The organism is Achromobacter sp. SLBN-14 (assembly GCF_006715415.1).
GTDB lineage: Bacteria > Pseudomonadota > Gammaproteobacteria > Burkholderiales > Burkholderiaceae_B > Achromobacter > Achromobacter mucicolens.
In genome coordinates, this window is sequence record NZ_VFNE01000001.1 from 4,053,031 (window position 1) to 4,073,501 (window position 20,471).

General features: G+C 65.5%; 18 protein-coding genes. 6 read left to right on the forward strand and 12 right to left on the reverse strand.

Annotated elements, in window-relative coordinates; genetic code table 11:
* Window positions 1–15: 15 nt before the first annotated feature.
* The 4 genes from FBY20_RS18435 to FBY20_RS18450 are packed head-to-tail and all read right to left on the reverse strand — an operon-like array spanning window position 16 to window position 3,856.
* Window positions 16–591 (reverse strand): biliverdin-producing heme oxygenase, encoded by a 576-nt coding sequence (locus FBY20_RS18435; RefSeq protein WP_056326802.1) that lies wholly within the window; start codon window positions 589–591, stop codon window positions 16–18.
* A 50-nt stretch (window positions 592–641) separates the two neighbouring features.
* Window positions 642–1,274, reverse strand: a complete 633-nt coding sequence (locus FBY20_RS18440; protein ID WP_056326804.1) for a hypothetical protein — start codon at window positions 1,272–1,274, stop codon at window positions 642–644.
* Window positions 1,275–1,284: 10 nt separating this feature from the next.
* Window positions 1,285–1,641, reverse strand: coding sequence for a response regulator (locus FBY20_RS18445; RefSeq protein ID WP_223576540.1), 357 nt, complete (start codon window positions 1,639–1,641; stop codon window positions 1,285–1,287).
* 25 nt (window positions 1,642–1,666) lie between these two features.
* On the reverse strand, window positions 1,667–3,856 hold the full coding sequence (locus FBY20_RS18450) for an ATP-binding protein (RefSeq protein ID WP_142053864.1): 2,190 nt from the start codon (window positions 3,854–3,856) through the stop codon (window positions 1,667–1,669).
* A 97-nt stretch (window positions 3,857–3,953) separates the two neighbouring features.
* Here FBY20_RS18450 and FBY20_RS18455 point away from each other — a divergent pair, with 97 nt between their 5' ends.
* The gene (locus FBY20_RS18455; protein WP_056326810.1) at window positions 3,954–4,481 is read left to right on the forward strand and encodes a carboxymuconolactone decarboxylase family protein; all 528 of its coding nucleotides are present in this window, start codon (window positions 3,954–3,956) and stop codon (window positions 4,479–4,481) included.
* Window positions 4,482–4,520: 39 nt separating this feature from the next.
* Here the strand turns inward: FBY20_RS18455 and tal are convergent, their stop codons facing one another.
* The gene (tal, locus tag FBY20_RS18460; RefSeq protein ID WP_142053866.1) at window positions 4,521–5,474 is read right to left on the reverse strand and encodes a transaldolase; all 954 of its coding nucleotides are present in this window, start codon (window positions 5,472–5,474) and stop codon (window positions 4,521–4,523) included.
* 234 nt (window positions 5,475–5,708) lie between these two features.
* On the opposite strand from tal, the gene carA reads away from it, so the two are divergent.
* The 3 genes from carA (at window position 5,709) to FBY20_RS18475 (ending at window position 10,951) form a co-directional block, all read left to right on the forward strand.
* Window positions 5,709–6,863: a glutamine-hydrolyzing carbamoyl-phosphate synthase small subunit gene (carA, locus tag FBY20_RS18465; protein WP_062841732.1), complete on the forward strand. Its 1,155-nt coding sequence runs from the start codon at window positions 5,709–5,711 to the stop codon at window positions 6,861–6,863.
* Window positions 6,864–6,873: 10 nt separating this feature from the next.
* Window positions 6,874–10,113, forward strand: coding sequence for a carbamoyl-phosphate synthase large subunit (carB, locus tag FBY20_RS18470; RefSeq protein WP_142053867.1), 3,240 nt, complete (start codon window positions 6,874–6,876; stop codon window positions 10,111–10,113).
* Between the two features lie 73 nt (window positions 10,114–10,186).
* Complete coding sequence (locus tag FBY20_RS18475; protein ID WP_142053869.1) at window positions 10,187–10,951, forward strand: SDR family oxidoreductase; 765 nt, start codon at window positions 10,187–10,189, stop codon at window positions 10,949–10,951.
* 104 nt (window positions 10,952–11,055) lie between these two features.
* Here the strand turns inward: FBY20_RS18475 and FBY20_RS18480 are convergent, their stop codons facing one another.
* The 6 genes from FBY20_RS18480 to FBY20_RS18505 all read right to left on the reverse strand — a co-directional run bounded on the left by FBY20_RS18480 (window position 11,056) and on the right by FBY20_RS18505 (window position 17,399).
* Window positions 11,056–11,700: a histidine phosphatase family protein gene (locus FBY20_RS18480; RefSeq protein WP_056326821.1), complete on the reverse strand. Its 645-nt coding sequence runs from the start codon at window positions 11,698–11,700 to the stop codon at window positions 11,056–11,058.
* Window positions 11,701–11,726: 26 nt separating this feature from the next.
* A complete protein-coding gene (locus FBY20_RS18485) occupies window positions 11,727–12,635 on the reverse strand; it encodes a LysR family transcriptional regulator (RefSeq protein WP_056326823.1) in 909 nt (302 codons plus the stop codon).
* Window positions 12,636–12,650: 15 nt separating this feature from the next.
* Window positions 12,651–13,736: an ABC transporter ATP-binding protein gene (locus FBY20_RS18490; RefSeq protein WP_062841735.1), complete on the reverse strand. Its 1,086-nt coding sequence runs from the start codon at window positions 13,734–13,736 to the stop codon at window positions 12,651–12,653.
* Complete coding sequence (locus tag FBY20_RS18495; protein WP_056326828.1) at window positions 13,733–15,445, reverse strand: iron ABC transporter permease; 1,713 nt, start codon at window positions 15,443–15,445, stop codon at window positions 13,733–13,735. The genes FBY20_RS18490 and FBY20_RS18495 overlap by 4 nt, the downstream gene beginning before the upstream one ends.
* A gap of 89 nt (window positions 15,446–15,534) precedes the next feature.
* The gene (locus FBY20_RS18500) at window positions 15,535–16,860 is read right to left on the reverse strand and encodes an ABC transporter substrate-binding protein (protein WP_142053871.1); all 1,326 of its coding nucleotides are present in this window, start codon (window positions 16,858–16,860) and stop codon (window positions 15,535–15,537) included.
* Between the two features lie 116 nt (window positions 16,861–16,976).
* Entirely contained in the window at window positions 16,977–17,399 is a 423-nt protein-coding gene (locus tag FBY20_RS18505; RefSeq protein ID WP_056326831.1) for a FlxA-like family protein, read from the reverse strand.
* Between the two features lie 145 nt (window positions 17,400–17,544).
* Here FBY20_RS18505 and FBY20_RS18510 point away from each other — a divergent pair, with 145 nt between their 5' ends.
* Both FBY20_RS18510 and greA read left to right on the forward strand, forming a co-directional pair.
* Window positions 17,545–18,855 (forward strand): solute carrier family 23 protein, encoded by a 1,311-nt coding sequence (locus tag FBY20_RS18510; protein WP_056326833.1) that lies wholly within the window; start codon window positions 17,545–17,547, stop codon window positions 18,853–18,855.
* 405 nt (window positions 18,856–19,260) lie between these two features.
* Window positions 19,261–19,737, forward strand: coding sequence for a transcription elongation factor GreA (gene greA / locus FBY20_RS18515; RefSeq protein WP_008158056.1), 477 nt, complete (start codon window positions 19,261–19,263; stop codon window positions 19,735–19,737).
* A 130-nt stretch (window positions 19,738–19,867) separates the two neighbouring features.
* Here the strand turns inward: greA and FBY20_RS18520 are convergent, their stop codons facing one another.
* The gene (locus tag FBY20_RS18520) at window positions 19,868–20,470 is read right to left on the reverse strand and encodes a YhbY family RNA-binding protein (protein WP_142053873.1); all 603 of its coding nucleotides are present in this window, start codon (window positions 20,468–20,470) and stop codon (window positions 19,868–19,870) included.
* Window position 20,471 lies beyond the last annotated feature (1 nt).

The window sequence follows — 20,471 nt, forward strand, 5'->3', positions numbered from 1 at the left end:
GGTGCGCTGCCGGGCTCAGGCCCGCAGCGCACCCTGGCTGCGCAGCCAGCCGGTCAGGCTGTCGAACGCGTCACGGGCGCCTTGCAGCGCTTGCGCCTCGCGGTCCCGCGCGCCAGCCTCGCTGTCCAGATACAGCAAGAACGCCTTCCACAGCGGTCCCACTTCTTCTTCATAGCCGCGCAGGTACCGCTGGGGCAGGTCGGGCGCCGCCGCCTGCAGCCGCTTGGCCAGAAACCGGCCGCCCAACTGCGAACCTTCCACAACGTACGCGACGCCCAATGCGTAGGCGTCGGGCGCCGCCACCTGCGGGGGATGCGCGCAATGCACGATGGGCGCGGTATCGCCGGCCGCCTGCAGGTCTTCGTACAGCCAGGTGGTCTTGCCGGCGCGTTCCGGCGCACGCAGTTCCCGCGGCCAATCCAGTTGCCAGAGCCGCTCTTCCAACGGTTCCAGCCATCCCAGAAGCGCACGCAGGTAAGCCAGATAGTTGCCCCGATCCACATCGCCGTCGGCAAGCGCCAGGCCATGATCCAGCGTTTCGTGACGGTCGCGGGTGCCTTCGCGCAGCACCTGGTGGACGGGAGAAATCATGGCGTTCTTGTAGTGAAGGGTCTTGACGAGACGAGTCTCGATGGAATCGGTTAAGCGGGCAGATGCAGCGACCAGCAGCGGTCCTGGCGTTCCAGCCGCCAGCCCGCCGCCGTTGCAAGCAGCTCGACTTCCTGGGCGTCGAACGCTGGCGGCCGTTCGGAGGCCGCTTCGCCCTCGGGGACGCGGGCGCGCCAGACGCCGGGTTCGGAGGCATCCAGTTCAAGGTGGGTGTCGGCCGGCACCAGCGGCAACAGGCACAACAACCACGCCAGCACCAGGTAACGGGTGCTGAACAGCGGCACGTCGGCGTGGGCGACTTGCTCCGGCCAGCGAATGCCGTGGTGCGACAACAGCAGGTGCGAAAACATCAGCTTGCGGCAGTCCTGCAGCAAGTCGCCGCACGCCACGTTGGCGCCGCCGTCGCTCAGCCATCCTTCCAGGTCGCGCACCACGTTCACGCTTTCGTCGAGCATGTCGGAAAGGTCGCCGGCGAGGCGTTCGCAGCGTTGCTGCACGGCTTCGTCGCTGGCGCCTTCAGGGGCCTGGCGCAGCATGGCGGCCGCAAGAGAGGCGCTGGACAGCGGGCCCAGGACTTCGTGGCGCAGCACCGGAAAGATCTGGCTGAGCACCTTGAGCTGCACGCCCTTCACGGCCAGTCGGCCAAGGGTGTCGGATTGCATCATGAAAGAACCGTCAGGTGGCCTCGTGCAGAATGGCCAGGAGCGCGTCGGGGTCCGCCGGCTTTTCGATCCATCCGGTGAAGATGCCATTGATGGCATCGCGTCGTTCGTGCCGCGCCAGGCCGCTCAGCGCGTAGATGCGCGGCGGATTGGCGCGCTCGCGCAGGCGCTTGGCGAGCTCGTAGCCGTCCATGTCGGGCAGCAGGATATCCAGCAGCACGGCATCCGGCGCAAACGTGCCGACCAGCTCCAGGGCTTCGGCGCCGGTGGCGGCGCACCGCGTCTCCAGGTTTGAAAGCGCCAGGAACTCGGCCAGCAGTTCCGATCCCATTTCGTTGTCGTCCACCAGCAGGACGCGCATGGCGCGCACTTCGTTCAAGTTATGTCTCCCAGGTTCAAGAGGGGGTTGATTCCGGCAAGGCGCGGGGCAACGAGACCGTGAAGATGACGAGCCCGTCGCGGCATTGGACCGAGATGTCGCCGCCGTGGTCGCGCACGACCTGCTCGGCGATGTACAGGCCAAGGCCAAGGCCGGTGCGGTTGCGCGACTGGCCCACGGACTCTGGCTTGAAAGGCGAGAACAGATGCGCAAGCACGTCATCGGCGATCGGTGCGCCATGGTTGATGACGCTGAGCGTGACGCCGTCGCCGGACGCCGCCGCGTTCACCACAATGGGCTGACGCGGCGCGCCGTGCTGGCGCGCGTTGCTCATCAGGTTGGTCACCACCTGCGCGATGCGGTCGGTATCGGCCATGAGCGTCAGGCCGTCCGGCACATCGGTTTCAATGCGCAGGCCAGGGTAGGCCTGGCGCTTTTCCTCGATGAGTCCGTTGACCAATGCCGACAGGTCGCACAGCCGCTTTTCAATGCCCAATCCCAGCCCGCCCTGCAGGCGCGACAGGTCCAGCACCTGCGAAATCAGGCGCTGCATCCGGCCGCTGGAATAGCGGATGCGTTCACCCATGCGCGCCCCGGTATCGGTGCGCGACAAGAGCGTTGCAGCCATGGAGATCGATTGCAGCGGGTCGCGCAGATCGTGCCCCAGCATGGCCAGCAGCGCGGTGCGGGCGCGGTCGACGTCCGCGGCGCGGCTGGTCGAAATGTGCGAGAGCTCGTCGCGCAGATTGTCCACGGCTTCCAGTTCGGAAGGCAGCCAGGGCAGACAGACCCCGCGCACGACTTCGCGCCAGGCTTCGAACGAACCGCGCGGAGTCAGGCGCGGGCCGAGGCTGCCGACGGCGTACTGCTTTTCCGGCTTGCCGCCCCATACAAGGGTCTCGATCTGTTCCTTGCGCAGCCAGATCAGCCAGCCATTGTTCATGGGGTCGAACTTGCAGGCAAGCAGCCCCGCGTACGGGACGATTTCGGTCTGCAAATCAGGGAAATCGCGCGCGATGTTGGTGGTGTGCACCACGCGCTGCCCGCTCTGGTCCAGCGCGTTCAGAATGCCCGCCAGTTCGCCGCGTGGCGCAATGCCGCCAAACACGGTGACACTGTTGCTCCAGAGGCAAAGCGCGGCGTCGTTCGGGACCAGCGAGGCGGGCGTTTCGCCGCCCTGCGACAGCGCCTGATGCACGTTTTCAGAGGCCGACACGCGCTCGACCAGCTTGCTGACCAGCGCGGCGTTCTGGCGGGATTGTTCAGCCCGCTCGTTCGCTTCGATGCCAGACACGGTGGCGGCAACGACCTGCGCCATGGCTTCGCACGCCAGGCGGGCAGGGTATGGCAAGGCCCGCGGCGTGTGGTGGTGGCACGCGATCATGCCCCACAGGCGGCCGCCGATCACCAGCGACAGGCTCATCGACGCCCGCACGCCCATGTTCGCCATGTATTCCAGATGGATGGGCGACACGCTGCGCAAGACCGAAAAGCTCATGTCCAGCGCACGCGGCTCCGGCGACGGGCCGCTCAGCACGCGCACGGGCTGGTAGGTCGCGTCGGCGATCAGGCGCAGGGTGTTTACCGTATAGAGCCGGCGCGCCTGCGCCGGGATGTCGCCGGCGGGGTAGCGGCGGCCCACCCAGTCGTCCAGGTCGGCGCGGCGCTGTTCGGCCACGATCTCGCCGCTGTCGTCGGGATGGAAGCGATACGCCATCACCCGGTCAAAGCCCGTGGCGCGCTGCACTTCGCGCACCATGCTGTCCAGAAGCGAGGGAATGTCGCGCTGCCGGCGCACGCGCTCGATGCTGCGGTAGATGCGCTCGGGCGCGGCAATGCCGACGCCGTCGGCGCGGCGCTCGAGTTCGACGATGGTCAGACCGTCGGCATTGCGATGGCCAATGACGTCATACGTGGCGCGATCCAGCGTGATGGTCAGCGGATCAAAAATGGGGTCATGGTTGCCGATCCACGTGGACAGGCAGTACGCCAGGCCGGGCGGCAGCGCCTCGGGCGGGCAGGGCTGGTCCAGCGTCAGACACGTGTCGAGCAACTGGGCGGCATTTTCGCTGGCGTAGCGCAGCCTGCCGTCGATGTCGAACGCGAGCAGCGCACCCAGCGGCTGGATGGCGCCCGGAATATGTATCGGTTCGCTATCGCAATTGGCGAGAGTGAGTTGAGGGTAGGATTCTGTAGGCGCATTCATGCGAGTGAGTAACCGTGGACGCGCGGATGTAGTGCCATTATGTCAAAGATATTGTGAGAATGTGTGCATTTGCTGCCCTTAACCTGCCGGAGTTCGCATGGCCCGTTTGCCCTACGCTGATTTGACTCATCCCGAAGCGCGGCCCCTGGTGGAACGCATCGTCGCGCAGCGAGGCAGTGTGCTGCATCTGTATCAGATGCTGTTGCACAGTCCTGCCGTGGCCGACGGCTGGCTGAACTACCTGACGTCGATCCGGCAGCTCAGCACGTTGCCGGGCGATCTGCGCGAGCTCGTCATCATGCGGGTGGCGGCCATCAACGGTGCGCCCTACGAGGCCGACCAGCATGCGCCGATCGCGTTGAAGGAAGGCGTGTCCCAGGCGCAGCTCGATGCGCTGGATGCGTGGGAAACCTCGGGTCTGTTCAGCGAACGCGAACGGGCGGTGCTGGCCTACACGGACGCCATGACGCGTCACGTGCAGGTTCCCGAAGCGGTGTTCGACGCCGTCCGGGCGGCCATGGGGTCGGAAAAACTGGTGGTCGAGCTGACGGCGACAATCGCCGCGTACAACATGGTATCGCGGTTCCTGGAAGCGCTGCAGGTGCACTCCCACGATCACCGGTAGGAAAGGGGCGCGCGGACGGGCGCCGCGCGCCACGCTGGCTCAGCCTCGCTGCGCGTCGATCAGAGCGTCCAGCTTGATGGCATCGGCCACAAACAGGCGGATGCCCTCGGACAGTTTTTCGCTGGCCATCGCGTCTTCATTGAGCAGGGTGCGGAACGTGACTTCATCCGCGCCGATGCGTTCGATGCCGCCGCGCGCGTCGCCGGCGCGAAGCTGCGCCGGGGCGTCGCCCTCGGTGGAGGCCAGCTTGTTCAGCAGGTCCGGGCTGATCGTCAGCAGGTCGCAGCCGGACAAGGCAAGGATCTGCCCGACATTGCGAAAGCTCGCGCCCATGATCTCCGTGGGAATCCCGAAGTGCTTGTAGTAACGGTAGATATTGGTGACGGATTGGACGCCGGGATCGCGCGCGCCGGTATTGTCCTCTTCGACCCACGACGCCCCGGCCGATTTCTTGTGCCAGTCGTAGATGCGGCCCACGAACGGGGAGATGAGCTGCACGTGCGCATCGGCGCAGGCGACGGCCTGGGGCAGCGAGAACAGCAGGGTCAGGTTGCAGCGGATGCCTTCGGACTGCAGGACGCGGGCGGCCTGGATGCCTTCCCAGGTGGAGGCAATCTTGATCAGCACACGCTCGCGCGGGATGCCGGCGGCCTCGTACAGGGCGATCAGGCCGCGCGCGCGCTCGATGGTGGCACGGGTGTCGAACGACAGGCGGGCGTCCACTTCGGTGGAGACGCGGCCCGGCACGATGTCCAGAATCGCGCGGCCGAAGGCGACCAGCAGGCGATCCATGAGCTCGGCAGTCGAGGCGCCGCGGTGTTCGCGCGCGGTCTTTTCCAGCAGCGGGCGGTAGGCGTCCTGCTGCACGGCCTTCAGAATCAGGGACGGGTTGGTGGTCGCGTCGGTGGGACGCAACGCCTTCATGGCTTCGAAATCGCCGGTATCGGCGACAACGGTGGTGTGATCACGCAGGGCGTCAAGTTGGCTGGGCATGGACTTATACGACTCGCAGCAGGCTAGGGTTGAAGGTGCTGCTAGCGTATCACCGACGCCGCCACGCCGCTGTCCGCCGCAAGGCCGAGGGCGGTCATGGAATGCCGCGCAACGGCGCGGCAAAACAGCCGAAAACACCGATTTCGGCCTTATTTGGCGCGGTTCTCCGGGAAAAACGGCCGGTCAAGGTATAATCCGAAGGTTTGATTATCGATTCTAAAACCGGGGTTTACTGTGCTGCCGCAACTCTTTCCCGAGGGGATCAACCGCTTCCCTCCTGCAATTCTGGCTCTGGCGGACGGTACCATTTTTCGAGGCGTGTCGATCGGTGCGCCTGGCCATACCGTCGCCGAAGTGGTGTTCAACACCGCGATGACCGGGTACCAGGAAATTCTCACCGATCCCAGCTATAGCGGCCAGATCGTCACGCTGACCTATCCGCACATCGGCAACACCGGCGTCAACGCCGAAGACGTGGAATCCAATCGCGTCTATGCCGCCGGCCTGGTGGTACGCGACTGCCCCGCGCGCGTGTCGAACTTCCGTTCCACGCAATCCTTGCCTGACTACCTGAACGAGCAGGGCATCGTTGCCATTTCCGGCATCGACACCCGCAAGCTCACGCGCATCCTGCGCGAAAAAGGCGCCCAGGGCGCGTGCATCCTCGTGGGTTCCGACGCCGAGCGCGCCGTTGAACTCGCCCGCGGCTTTCCCGGCATGGCCGGCCAGGATCTGGCCAAGGTCGTGTCCATCAAGGAAAGCACCGGCTGGACGCAAGGCACCTGGCAGCTCGAAGGCGGATACACGTCGCCCGACCAGTCCAAGTTCCACGTGGTCGCCTATGACTACGGCGTGAAGAGCAACATCCTGCGCCTGCTGGCCGACCGCGGCTGCCGCATCACGCTGGTGCCCGCCCAGACCTCCGCCGAAGAGGTCTTCAAGCTCAATCCCGATGGCGTGTTCCTGTCCAACGGCCCCGGCGACCCCGAGCCCTGCGACTACGCCATCGAAGCCACGCGTGCCTTCCTGGACAAGAAGCTGCCCGTGTTCGGCATCTGCCTTGGCCACCAGATCATGGGCCTGGCGGTGGGCGGCAAGACCGTCAAGATGAAGACGGGCCATCACGGCGCCAACCACCCTGTGCAGGACCTGGCGTCCAAGCGCGTGTTCATCACCAGCCAGAACCACGGTTTCGGCGTCGACGCGGCCAGCCTGCCCGCCAACGCGCGCGTGACGCACGTGTCGCTGTTCGACGGCACGCTGCAAGGCTTCGAGCTCACCGACCGCCCGGCCTTCTGCTTCCAGGGTCACCCCGAAGCCAGCCCGGGTCCGCACGACATCCTCGAGCTGTTCGACAAGTTCATCAGCCTGATGTCCGGCCAAAAGTAAAGATTGCATCATGCCCAAGCGTACAGACCTAAAAAGCATTCTCATCATCGGCGCCGGCCCCATCATCATCGGGCAGGCCTGCGAATTCGACTACTCCGGCGCGCAAGCTTGCAAGGCGCTCAAGGCCGAGGGCTACCGCACCATCCTGGTGAACAGCAACCCGGCCACGATCATGACGGACCCGGAAACGGCCGACGTCACCTACATCGAGCCCATCACCTGGCAAGCCGTCGAAAAGATCATCGAGCGTGAAAAGCCCGATGCGCTCCTGCCCACGATGGGCGGCCAGACCGCGCTGAACTGCGCGCTGGACCTGGCCCACCACGGCGTGCTCAAGAAGCACAACGTCGAGCTCATCGGCGCCAACGAACACGCCATCGAAAAGGCCGAGGACCGCCAGAAGTTCAAGCAGGCCATGACCGACATCGGCCTGGAATCGGCCAAGTCGGGCGTGGCCCACACCATGGACGAAGCCTGGGAAGTGCAGCGCCGCATCGCGGCCGAAGTCGGCACCTCCGGCTTTCCCGCCGTCATTCGCCCCAGCTTCACGATGGGCGGCTCGGGCGGCGGTATCGCCTACAACGCCGAAGAATTCGAAACCATCTGCCGCCGCGGCCTGGAAGCCTCGCCCACCAGCGAACTCCTGATCGAAGAATCGCTGCTCGGCTGGAAGGAATTCGAGATGGAAGTGGTCCGCGACAAGGCGGACAACTGCATCATCGTCTGCTCCATCGAAAACCTGGATCCGATGGGCGTCCACACGGGCGACTCCATCACCGTCGCGCCGGCCCAGACGCTGACCGACAAGGAATACCAGATCATGCGTAACGCATCGATCGCGGTGTTGCGCGAGATCGGCGTGGATACGGGCGGCTCGAACGTGCAGTTCGCCGTCAATCCCAAGAACGGCCGCATGATCGTCATCGAGATGAACCCGCGCGTTTCGCGTTCGTCGGCGCTGGCCTCCAAGGCCACGGGTTTCCCCATCGCCAAGGTCGCCGCGCGCCTGGCCGTCGGCTACACGCTCGACGAGCTGCGCAACGAAATCACCGGCGGCGCAACGCCGGCTTCGTTCGAACCGACGATCGACTACGTGGTCACCAAGGTGCCGCGTTTCGCTTTCGAAAAATTCCCCACCGCCGACGCGCGCCTGACCACCCAGATGAAGTCCGTGGGTGAAGTCATGGCCATCGGCCGCACCTTCCAGGAATCGTTCCAGAAGGCGCTGCGTGGCCTGGAAGTGGGCGTCGACGGCCTGAACCAGAAGACCACCGACCGCGAAAAGCTGCAGGTCGAGCTGGGCGAACCGGGTCCGGAACGCATCTGGTACGTGGGCGACGCCTTCGCGCAAGGCTTCACGCTGGACGAAGTGCACAACATCACGCACATCGACCCGTGGTTCCTTTCGCAGATCAAGGAAATCGTCGACATCGAGCTGGCGCTCGAGCAAAAGACGCTGGCCGACCTGGACTACGCCACGCTGTTCGAACTGAAGCGCCGCGGTTTCTCGGACCGCCGCCTCGCGTTCCTGCTGGACTCCTCGGAATCCGAAGTGCGCAAGCTGCGCCACCAGCTCAACGTGCGCCCGGTCTACAAGCGCGTCGACACCTGCGCCGCCGAATTCGCCACCCGCACCGCCTACATGTACTCCACGTACGAGGAAGAGTGCGAATCCGCCCCCACCGATCGCAAGAAGATCGTGGTGCTGGGCGGCGGCCCGAACCGGATCGGCCAGGGCATCGAGTTCGACTACTGCTGCGTGCATGCCGCGCTGGCGCTGCGCGATGACGGGTACGAGACCATCATGGTCAACTGCAACCCGGAAACCGTGTCCACCGACTACGACACCTCCGACCGTCTGTACTTCGAGCCGCTGACGCTGGAAGACGTGCTGGAAATCGTCCACAAGGAAAACCCGGTCGGCATGATCGTCCAGTACGGCGGCCAGACCCCGCTGAAGCTGGCGCGCGCCCTGGAAGCCAACGGCGTGCCCATCATCGGCACCAGCCCCGAATCCATCGACGTCGCCGAAGACCGCGAGCGCTTCCAGAAGCTGCTCAACAAGCTTGGCCTGCGTCAGCCGCCCAACCGCACCGCGCGCACCGAAGGCGAGGCCCTGGCCCACGCCGCCGAAATCGGTTATCCGCTCGTCGTGCGTCCCAGCTACGTGCTGGGCGGCCGCGCGATGGAAATCGTGCACGAGCAGCAGGACCTCGAGCGCTACATGCGCGAAGCCGTGAAGGTCAGCAATGACTCGCCCGTGCTGCTGGACCGCTTCCTGAACAACGCCACCGAAGTCGACGTGGACTGCCTGGCCGACGGCGAAACCGTCTTCATCGGCGGCGTCATGGAACACATCGAGCAGGCCGGCGTGCACTCGGGCGACTCGGCGTGCAGCCTGCCGCCGTACTCGCTGTCGGCGGAAGTCATCGCCGAAATCAAGCGCCAGACCACGATGATGGCCAAGGCCCTGAACGTCAGCGGCCTGATGAACGTGCAGTTCGCCATCCAGGGCGGCGACGTCTACGTGCTGGAAGTGAACCCGCGCGCCTCGCGCACGGTGCCTTACGTCTCCAAGGCCACGGGCCTGCAGCTTGCCAAGATCGCCGCGCGCGCCATGGCCGGCCAGACCCTCGCCGCGCAAGGCATCACGAAGGAAGTCGTGCCGCCTTACTTCTCGGTCAAGGAAGCCGTCTTCCCGTTCGTGAAGTTCCCTGGCGTGGACACCATCCTTGGACCGGAAATGAAGTCGACCGGCGAAGTGATGGGCGTGGGCATGAGCTTCGGCGAAGCCTTCGTGAAGTCGCAGCTGGCTGCCAGTGTGCGCCTGCCGGAATCCGGCACGGTGTTCATCAGCGTGAAGAACCAGGACAAGCCCCGCGCCGTCGAAGTGGCGCGCGGTCTGCACACCCTGGGCTTCAAGCTGGTCGCCACGCGCGGCACGGCCGCCGAGATCGAAGCCGCCGGCATTCCGGTGCAAGTGGTGAACAAGGTAAACGAAGGCCGTCCGCACATCGTCGACATGGTCAAGAACGGCGAAATCTCGCTGGTCATCAACACCGTCGAAGAACGCCGCAACGCCATCGCCGACTCGCGCACCATCCGCACCCAGGCGCTGGCCGCCCGCGTGACCTTCTTCACGACCATCGCCGGCGCCCGCGCCGCGGTCGAAGGCATGCAGTATCTGCGCCAGGGCCTCGGCCTGCAGGTGTACCCGCTGCAAGAGCTTCACGCTTCCCTGCACGGCTAAGCCGGTAGTCAACGTTAGGGCACGCGAGAGCGTGCCCTAATTCTTTGCAACGCCAACACAGCGACGGGCACACATGGTCAACGTCTTCATTACCGGCGCCAGCAGCGGACTGGGCCGCGCGCTGGCGCAGCAATACGCCGCATCGGGCGCCACGCTGGGCCTGCTGGGCCGGCGCGAGGACGCGCTGCAGGAACTGGCCGGCAGTCTGCCTGGCGTCCACCGCTGCTATGCCGTCGACGTGCGCGACCGCCAGGCGCTGCATGCCGCGGCGCAGGACTTCATCGCGTTCTGCCAGGGCAGGGTGGACGTGGTCATCGCCAGCGCGGGCATCAGCGCCGGCACGCTGACTGACCATGGCGAGGATTTCGACGTGTTCAAGGCCATCGTCGACACCAACCTGCTGGCCACGGTCTCCACCTTCGAGCCCTTCATCGGACCAATGCGCGCGGCGGGGGCGGGGCGGCTGGTCGGCATCGCTAGCGTGGCCGGTGTGCGCGGCCTGCCCGGGGCGGGCGCCTACAGCGCGTCCAAGTCGGCGGTGGTGACGTATTGCGAGAGCCTGCGACTTGAACTGGCCGCCCAGGGCATTGGCGTGGTGACGATCGCGCCCGGCTACATCAAAACCGCCATGACGGCGCACAACCCGTACTCGATGCCCTTCCTGATGGAAGCCGACGCCTTCGCATCGCGCGCCCGCGCGGCAATCGACAAGGGCACGAGCTACACGGTGATTCCGTGGCAGATGGGTGTGGTGGCCAGGCTGATGCGCCTGCTGCCCAACGCCGTGTACGACAGGCTCGCCCGCAACGCTCCGCGCAAGCCGCGCAAGACGGCCTGAGTCTGGCTGCGTTGTTCTCCGGTGTCCGACACCCGGCGGAAACGACCTTCAACTGCCGCACCTGTTTCAGGGGGGTCGGACACCCACGGACTCCCGGGTCCGATTCAAGGCACCACGTCGTCGCCGACCTCGGCGGCCACGTGGCTGACATCGCCCCAGTCCAACACTTCCCATTTGCGGCCATCAACGCCGACGCGGTTGATGCTGACATTGAGCAGCGCGGCGTCGCGCGGCGCGTTCAGGGGCACGCCCGAGGCATGGCGCCAGATGATGTCCAGCACGCCGCCATGAGTGAACAGCAGGATGCGCTCGCCTTCATGGCGGCTGGCGATATCGTCGACCGTGCTGATGACGCGCGACTGGAACTGGCCCAGCGTTTCGCCGCCGTCCAGCGGGCGCAGCGGATCGCGGCTCTTCCAGGCGGCAGCAGCCTCGGGCGCCAGCACGTCGATGCGCTCATGGTCCAGGCCTTCCAGCACACCGAAACCCCGCTCGCGGATGCCGGGCTCCACGCGCACGCGCAGGCCAAGCTGCTCCGAAACCGGCACGGCGGTCGCGTGCGCGCGCTGCAGATCGCTGCTGTAGATCGCGTGGATGGGGGTGTGCTTGGCCTCGTCGTGCAGGCGCGAGGCCAGCAGGCTGGCCTGGTTGACGCCAAATTCGTTCAGGGGGATGTCTTGCCAGCCTTGCAGGCGCCGCTGGCGATTCCAGTCGGTTTCGCCGTGGCGGATGAACCAGATTTCAGTCATTGCAGTCTTGTTGCGGGAATTGAGCCTTAAGCCTGGGCGGGCGCGATGGGCGCGCGCGGTTTCCAGATGGCTTGAATGATCGAGCTTAACGCGACCAGCGCGGGCTCGCTAGCGCGTTCGTAAGGCAGCATGAAGCCCAGCACGGCGTCCACGCGCGCCTGGCCCCACACGATGAAGTCGTTGGACGCTGCGCCCGCCAGCGCGGTTTCCTCGCGCAGCAACGCGCAGCCCGCACCCGCCCGCACCAGCGCGTCCATGTTGGCCTGGTCGTCGTTCTGCATCACGATGCGCGGCGACAGGCCGTGCCGTTCGAACATATCGCGCAGCAGCAGATGCGTGTGACTGCCGGACTGCCCGTCCAGCCACGGCAGTTGCGCCACTTCGCGCCAGCCGCCGCGTTTGAGCACCGCCGCGTGCTCGCCGGGCATGGCGATGCGGTATCGCACGCTGCGCAGCGGTTGCCACAGCACGCCGCGCGGCGCGTTGGCCGCGATGGTCAACGCGGCAGGCAGACGGCCCGTGCTCACCTGTTCGGCCAGCGCCGCCGCGGGCTGCGTCTGTGTCTTTAACTCAACCAGCGGCAAGCGCTGCGTCACGGCCGACGCCAACTCGCCCAGGCGCAGGAAATCGGGCTTTTCGCTGGGGACGCCCAGCTCGACAATGCCGTGCAGATTGCCCTGCAGCTGCTGCGCCTCGGACTTGAACTGCGCGCCCAGCACCAGCAGCGATTCCGCCGTTGGCAGCAATACTTCGCCCGCCTTGGCCAGGGCCAGGCGGCCGCCGCTGCGATCGAACAGCGCCACGCCCAGGCTCTGCTCCAGCGCCTTGATCTGTGCCGTCACAGCGGGCTGCGTCAGCGACAGCGCCTCGGCCGCCTTCGTCAGGTTGCCCAGCCGGGCGACCGTGACGAAGGCGCGGATCTGGTAGATTTCCATGGCCGCGAGTGTAGGTCAGGCCGCCAGCAACCGCACCTGTGTCGGCTCCAGCCCCACGGACACCGGCGCGCCCGCCGGAAACGGCGACAGCCCGGCCAGATGCGCCTGGTCCGCGGTCAGGCGCTGTTCGCCGACCTGCACCTGATAGCGCGTGAATTCGCCCAGGAATTCGCTGCTTTCCACAATGCCGGGCAGCCAGACGTAGCGCGCATCGCCCAGGCCGTCCGCCATCTCGATCTGCACCGTGTGGGGCCGGAAACTTGCCGCCAGCCGCGTGGCCGCGGGCGCGTCGCCCGCCAGCGGCAGATGCAGGTCGCCCACGCCGTCCACCGCCAGCGTCACGCTGCTGCTGGTGCGCTCGCGCACGTTGCCTTCCAGCACATTCATCGTGCCAACGAAGTTCGCCACAAAGCGGTTCACCGGATAGTCAAACAGCGTGCTGGGCGCGCCGATCTGCTGCACCACGCCGTGGTCCAGCACCGCCATGCGGTCGGCGGTCGTCATCGCTTCTTCCTGGTCGTGCGTGACGAAGATCGTCGTGATCCCCAGGCGGCGCTGCAGGCTCAGGAGGTCCTGGCGCATCTGCACGCGCAGCTTCTTGTCCAGGTTGGACAGGGGTTCATCCAGCAGCAAGACCTGCGGTTCGATCACGATGGTGCGCGCCAGCGCCACCCGCTGCTGCTGGCCGCCGGACAGTTGGTTTGGCCGCCGCTTGGCATATTGGGACAGGCCGACCAGATCGAGCGCCGCTTCGACCTTGGTGCGGATCTCGGCGCGCGGCAGTTTGCGCTCGACCAGCCCGAACGCCACGTTGTCCCACACCGTCATGTGCGGCCACAGCGCGTAGTTCTGGAACACCATGCCGATGTTGCGGTGCCAGGGCGGGGTGCCGCTGATGTCCTTGCCGTCCACCAGCAACTGGCCGGCGCTATGCCGGTTGAACCCCGCAATCAGCCGCAGCAACGTGGACTTGCCGGACCCCGACGGCCCGAGCAGCGCGAAGAACTCGCCCGGTTCGATGCTGATGCTGACGTCCTTGAGTACTTCGGTGTTGCCGTAGGAAAGCTGAATGTTGCGGCATTCGACGCTGACTTTCTTCATGCGGATTCCCCTTCATTGCGCGCCGGCTGCTGGCGTTTGGACGCGCGGTCCACCAGCAGGTGCGAGATGTATGTGCCGATGCCCACGGCGACCACCGCCAGGACGCCCAGCGCGGCGCCCGGGCCCCGGCCCGCCGCACTTTGCATGTAGAGATAGATGCCATAGCTCATGGGCGCCTGGCTGTCCTTGGTCACCAGCATGATGGTGGCCGACAGTTCCACGGCCGCGGTGACGAAGCTGGTCACAAAGCCCGCCAGCATGCCGCCCGCCATCAGCGGCACCACCACGCGGCGGATCGTGCTCATGCGCGTGGCGCCCAGGGACTGGGCGGCTTCTTCCAGCGACACGTGGATCTGCTGCAGCGCCGCCACGCACGAGCGCAGCGCATACGGCAACCGCCGCACGGAATACGCCAGCATGATGATGATCCACGACGAAGTCAGCAGCGTGCCCGTGCCCGGCAATTCGATGCCGCGGAAGGTGCGCAAAAAGCCGATCGCCAGCACGATGCCCGGAATCGCCAGCGCCGCGGAGGCAAGGAAATCCAGCCATTGGCGCGCAGGCAGCCGGGTGCGCAGCATCAGGTACGCGATCGCGGTGCCCAGGATCACGTCGATGCCGGCAGCCAGCCCGCAGTACAGCAACGTGTTGGCGATCATGCCCTGCGATTCCGAGAACACGGCAGAGTAGTGCGCCAGCGTGTACCCGTCCGGCAGCGGCGCGTAGCTCCAGACACTGGCCAGCGACAGCAGCAACACGCCGATGTGCGGCGACAGCACCAGCAGCAGCACCAGCACGATCCAGCCATACGCCAGCACGCTTTCCACCGGTCCCAGCTTGCGCTTCTGGATCGAATTGCCGCCCTTCTGCAGCGTGGAGTAGTCGCGCCCCTTGAGCACCCGCGCCGACAGCCACAGCGCCAGGATCGAGAAGCCCACCATGATGACGCTGATCACGTAGCCCAGCGGGTCCTCCAATCCGACCTGCGTGATGCGCAAATAAGCCTGCGGCGCCAGCATGTTGGTGGTGCCCAGCACAAGCGGCGTGCCCAGGTCGTCGAACACCTTCACGAACACCAGCGACGCGCCGGCCACGTAGCCGGGCAGGGCAAGCGGAAAGATCACGCGGCGAAACAGCCGGAAGCCCCGCGAGCCCAGGTTGAAGGCCGCTTCCTCCATGGCCCCGTCGATGTTGCGCAGCGCCACGACCAGGTTCATCAGGATGAAGGGGAAATAATGGATGGCCTCCACGAAGATCACGCCGTTCAGCCCTTCCATGAACGGAATCGTGAAGCCGAACCAATCGTTCAACAGCAGGTTCACGCTGCCCGAGCGGCCGAAGATCAGCTGCATGGCCACCGCGCCCACGAAGGGCGGCATGATGAGCGGCAGCACGCCCAGGGTCTGGATCAGCAGGGCGCCCCGGAAATCGAAGCGCACCGTGAAGTACGCCAGCGGCACCGCGATCAGCGAGGCCAGCAGCGCCGACCAGCCCGCCACGTACAGGCTGTTGAAGAACGCCTCCCGCATCAACGGCTGGTTGAAGAAGGCGCCGAAGTGCCCGGTCGTGAAGCTGCCGTCGGCGTTGACGAAGGCGCTGTGAAAGACCGTGCCCACCGGCACGATCAGGAACAGCAGCAGAAAGCCCAACACCAGCAGCGCCGCCAGGACGGGGCCGGGGGGCAGGCGCAAATGGCCCGAATGATTCATCGAGATTCCCGAAAATCGTTGCCAGAAGACAAGCGCTGCCCGCGGCGGGCAGGTCAGGCCCGCTCGCCGCGTTCAGTGCGTCCTGCGTATCAGAGCGCGGCGGCTTGCCGCGCCAGCTTGACGGCTTCTTCGTAGTTGGCGCGCGCGCGGCCGTTCCACTCGCCTTCGAGATGCGTGATCTGCTGATTGACCGCCGCGTCCTTCTTGTTGCCCGCGAAGATCGCCAGGAAGGCAGGATCGGCCGCCTTCTTGCTGTCCACCAACGGCGCCCAGGCCAGCTTGCGCGCCTGGTCCAGCAGTTCCGCCGCCTTGCCGCTCTTGGCCTTGTCGCCCAGCTTGGCTTCAGCGTCGTAGATGGCCTTGGTGGCCGCTTGCAGCTCTTTCAGCCGGAACGTCACGGTCTGGTCGTACAGCGATTGCACGACGTAGTAGCGCGTCTGCGACAGGTCCGCATCGAAATGCACCTTGCTGCGCTTGGCGATTTCCGCCGGATCGGGATAGCCCGGCGGAATCTTTCCGGCCAGCGCGGAGTAGGGCAGCACCGGCAACCGCGAGATCTTCGGCTCCAGCAGCAGCTCCTGGCCTGCCTGGCTCAGCGTGAAGGCGATGAACTTCTTGCCTTCCTCGGTATTCTTTGCGCCCTCGATCAGCGCGATGTTGGCCGGGACGATGGCCGTCTCGGAGGGATAGACGAACTCGACCGGGAACTTGGAATACTTGCTCGACAGTCCGAAGAAGTCGATGACCGGGCCTGCGCCGAACTGGCCGTTGTTCACGCCGTCCGGCACGCCGAACGAGCGCTCGGTCACGGCGCTGCTGTTGCCCGACATGCGAAGCAGCGTGCTCCAGCCGTCATCCCAGCCTTCGCCCTGCAGGATGGTCTCCACCGTCAGGTGCATCGTGCCCGAGCGCGACGGCGAGGTGATGCCCACGTGGCCGAACCACTTGGGCGACAGCAGATCCTTCCATTCCACGGGAGCCGGGATCTTGTGCGCCGCGATGTACCGGGTGTTGTAGATGATGCCGTAGCCCGCCAGCGCCTGGCCCAGATACATGCCGCCCGGATCGTTGATGGGGTAGCTGCCGATCTTGTCGGGGACGTCCTTGTTGGCGATGTCGGCCGACTTGGCCAGCAGCTTGTCGCGCCCCAGCACCTCGAACGCATCGGGCGCACTCGCCCAGAAGACCTCAGGGCGTTGGCCTGCCGGCGTCTCGCGGACGAAGGCGATGCCCGACACGGTGTTCTTGTTCAGGATTTCCAGGGTGATGCCTGGGTTCGCTTTTTCGAACGCGGTCTTGTAGGCCTGGGTCAGGTCCTTGGGGAACGACGTGATCACCGTAACGGTGCCGGCGAGCGCCGGCGCCGCGCAAACGGCCAGCAACGCCCCGGCCAGGGCTGTGCGCATAGCGTGCATGGTTTGTCTCCGTGGTTTTAGATTTGTCTGGAGACAGTACCGGCACGCCCGAGGAGCGTCCAATCAGAAATTTTGATGCGCGCCATCAGCGACGGCGCCACATCGCTTGCCCCGAATCAGGCCTGGGCCGACACGCCGGCCTGTTTGGCAGCCTGCGCCTGTTTTGCCAGGAGGTGGGAAATCTGGCCTTGGATCTGCACAGCCTGGGCATTGAGCGCCATGATCTGCTGCGCCTTCATTTCGGCCGACATTCCGCTCGCCTTTACTTTGGCGATCTGATCCATGATGCGCTTGAGCTGCTTTTGCAACTCCTTGATCTGGCGGGTGTATTCGTCGTCGTTGTCGGTTTCTTCGGTGGCCTGCGCGTTGCCGACCTTGGTGGCGCCCGGATTGTTGACGCGGATCTTGCCTTCCGCAGTCACCGACACCGCATCCTGTCCCGAAGCGTTCTTCGCTTCCTTGTTGGCCTGGATCTTCTCGGCCCAAAGATCTGCAAGGCTGCTGATCCGGGAGGTGCCGCTGATGCTGTTGATCGCCATGACTGTTCCTTTGCCTGGGATTTCGGGGTTTCCACTAATACGGCAATCGGCCGGCAAAACTTAAACGTTGCCCCCGCTTGATGGCCCCCTTTACACTGGCGCCCGCTCGCAGTTTGAAACCCTCTCGTACCACCCCGGGGAATCCATGTCCAACTCCTACTTTCCGCGCTGGCGCCTGGCGGACGACGCCGAGCCCGGCGTCATCATCGCGCCCGACGAACGGCTGTCCTGGCCCAAGAACGTCGCCATGGGCGCACAGCACGTCGTCGCGATGTTCGGCTCGACCGTCCTGGCGCCGTTGCTCATGGGGTTCGATCCCAACGTCGCCATCCTGATGTCGGGCATCGGCACGCTGATCTTCTTTCTGTTCGTGGGCGGCCGGGTGCCCAGCTACCTGGGTTCCAGCTTCGCGTTCATCGGCGGCGTCATCGCGGTGACCGGCTATGCCGGCGGCGGGGCCAACGCCAACATCGGCGTCGCGCTGGGCGCCATCATTGCCTGCGGTCTGGCTTACACGCTGATCGGCGTCATCGTCTGGATCGTCAACGCCCGGGCAGGCGGCGGGGCCAACTGGATCGATACGCTTATGCCCCCCGTCGTCACGGGCGCGGTGGTGGCGGTGATCGGCCTGAATCTCGCGCCCATCGCCGCCAAGGGCGCGATGGGGGCGTCGGGCTTCGATAGCGCCATGGCCATCGTCACGATCGTCTGCGTCGGCGGCATCGCCGTCTATACCCGCGGCATGGTGCAGCGCCTGCTCATCCTGGTCGGCCTGATCCTTGCCTGCGTGGTGTACGCGGTGCTGGCCAACGGCCTGGGCCTGGGCAAGCCCATCGATTTCTCCGCGGTGTCCGCCGCCGCGTGGTTCGGCCTGCCGCAGTTCTCGGCGCCTGTCTTCAAGGCCGAGGCCATGGGCCTGATCGTTCCGGTCGCCATCATCCTGGTGGCCGAAAACCTCGGGCACGTGAAGGCCGTCAGCGCCATGACGGGGCGCGACCTGGACCGCTACCTGGGCCGGGCCTTTGTCGGCGACGGCGTGGCCACGATGGTGTCGGGCGCCGTTGGCGGCACGGGCGTCACCACCTACGCCGAGAACATCGGCGTCATGGCGGTCACGCGCATCTATTCCACGCTGGTGTTCGTGATTGCTGCGGTGATTGCGATCGTCCTGGGCTTCTCGCCCAAGTTCGGCGCACTGATCCAGACGATCCCGGGACCCGTGCTGGGCGGGATGTCGGTGGTCGTCTTCGGCCTGATCGCCATTGCCGGCGCCCGCATCTGGGTCGTCAATCAGGTGGATTTCACCGACAACCGCAATCTCATCGTGGCCGCTGTCACGCTGGTGTTGGGCGCGGGCGACTTCACCATCAAGCTGGGCGACTTCACGCTGGGCGGCATCGGTACCGCCACCTTCGGCGCCATCATCCTGTATGCGCTGTTGCGCCGCACGAAGTAAACACTGCGGGCCGGGGCGCCCTGGCGCCCCGTTTCAAGCCGCACAGGCAATCTTTCAGGTGTTTTTCAGCGATAGCGGATCCCGGAAAACCCGCACTCCGCATCCCGGTTTGCCGCTACGGTCGGCATCGCCAGCGTTTTTGGCGCGAAATCGCCGTTTTTAGCGGGTTACAGCGGCGAAATGCGCCGAAAAGGCCGTTTTCTCCGGCGGCTTGCATTTCCCAGCAAGTTTGACCACAATATGAACTTGATTGCCCCGGTTCCGACCCGAGCCGGGGTTTTGTTTTGGTCGCCCGCGCCGCTCGCCAGGTTTTTTCAAGCATCAGATGGCAAGCGCGCCGGTCCAGCGGCCTTCACCGAGAACGCTCCTTCGGGGCGTTTTTCTACTTTTTGTTTGGGAAACGACATGTCTGCCATTCCTTTGACCGTGCGCGGGGCCGAGCGCTTGCAAGAAGAGCTCCAACGGCTGAAAACCGTCGAACGTCCTGCTGTGATCAACGCGATCGCCGAGGCTCGCGCGCAGGGTGATCTGTCGGAAAATGCCGAGTACGATGCCGCTCGCGAGCGCCAGGGTTTCATCGAGGGCCGGATTGCCGAGCTTGAAGGCACGCTTTCCAATGCCCACATCATCGATCCGTCCTCGCTCGAGGCCGAAGGCCGCGCCGTGTTTGGCGCCACCGTCGACATCGAAGACCTGGATTCGGGCGATCGCGTCACCTATCAGATCGTCGGCGACGTCGAAGCTGATATCAAGTCCAACCTGATTTCCGTGTCCAGCCCCGTGGCTCGCGCGCTGATCGGCAAGAGCGAAGGCGACGTGGTCGAGGTCATGGCCCCGGCTGGCGTTCGCGAGTATGAAGTCCTGGGTGTGCGTTACATCTGACGCAAACCCGTCAAGCAGTAAAAATGTCAAACCACCCTGGCCCTGACGCAACGTTCGTCTGAATTCCGCGGTACATTGCGGATCGCTATGGTGGACCGGGCGCGTAAAGCGCCCGTTTTTGTGCCTGGACTTACCGTTTTGGAGTCTTGCGGCTGGTGCCGCTGCGGGCTCCGGCGCGCAGGCTCAGCGCGCTGCCGGCGCGGCGCGGAATGCCGTGGCCGCTGGTGGTGGCGCGTTTGTTGGACGGCCGCATGGGCTTGCCCTTCTTGTTGAGTTCGTCCTGGGGGACGTAACGCTTCTTGGCGGGCGCGGGCTCTTCGGACTCGCTGCGGCGCGGGCGCTTGGCAAGGGTCCGGCCTTCGGCGGCCAGCTTCTTGGGCGTGTACGGCTCCGAGGCGCGGCGCTTGGCCGGGGCTTCGGGCTCCTGGGCGGCCAGCGCGGCGGGCTTGATGTTGCCGGGCAGCGGGCGGAACAGGATCAGGGTCTTGCCCAGGTGATGCACGGGCGCGCACGATAGCGTGTCGCAGATCGTGGCAAGCATGGCGTCACGGGCCTCGCGGTCGTCGCCGCCGGCGCGAACCTTGATGAGGCCATGCGACGTCAGCGCCCGGTCGATTTCCTTCAGCACGGCGTCGGTCAGGCCGTTGTCGCCAATCAGGACGACAGGGCGCAGAGGGTGAGCGGCGGACCGCAGGTCGCTGCGCTCACGAGAGGTAAGTTCTAATATAGGCATG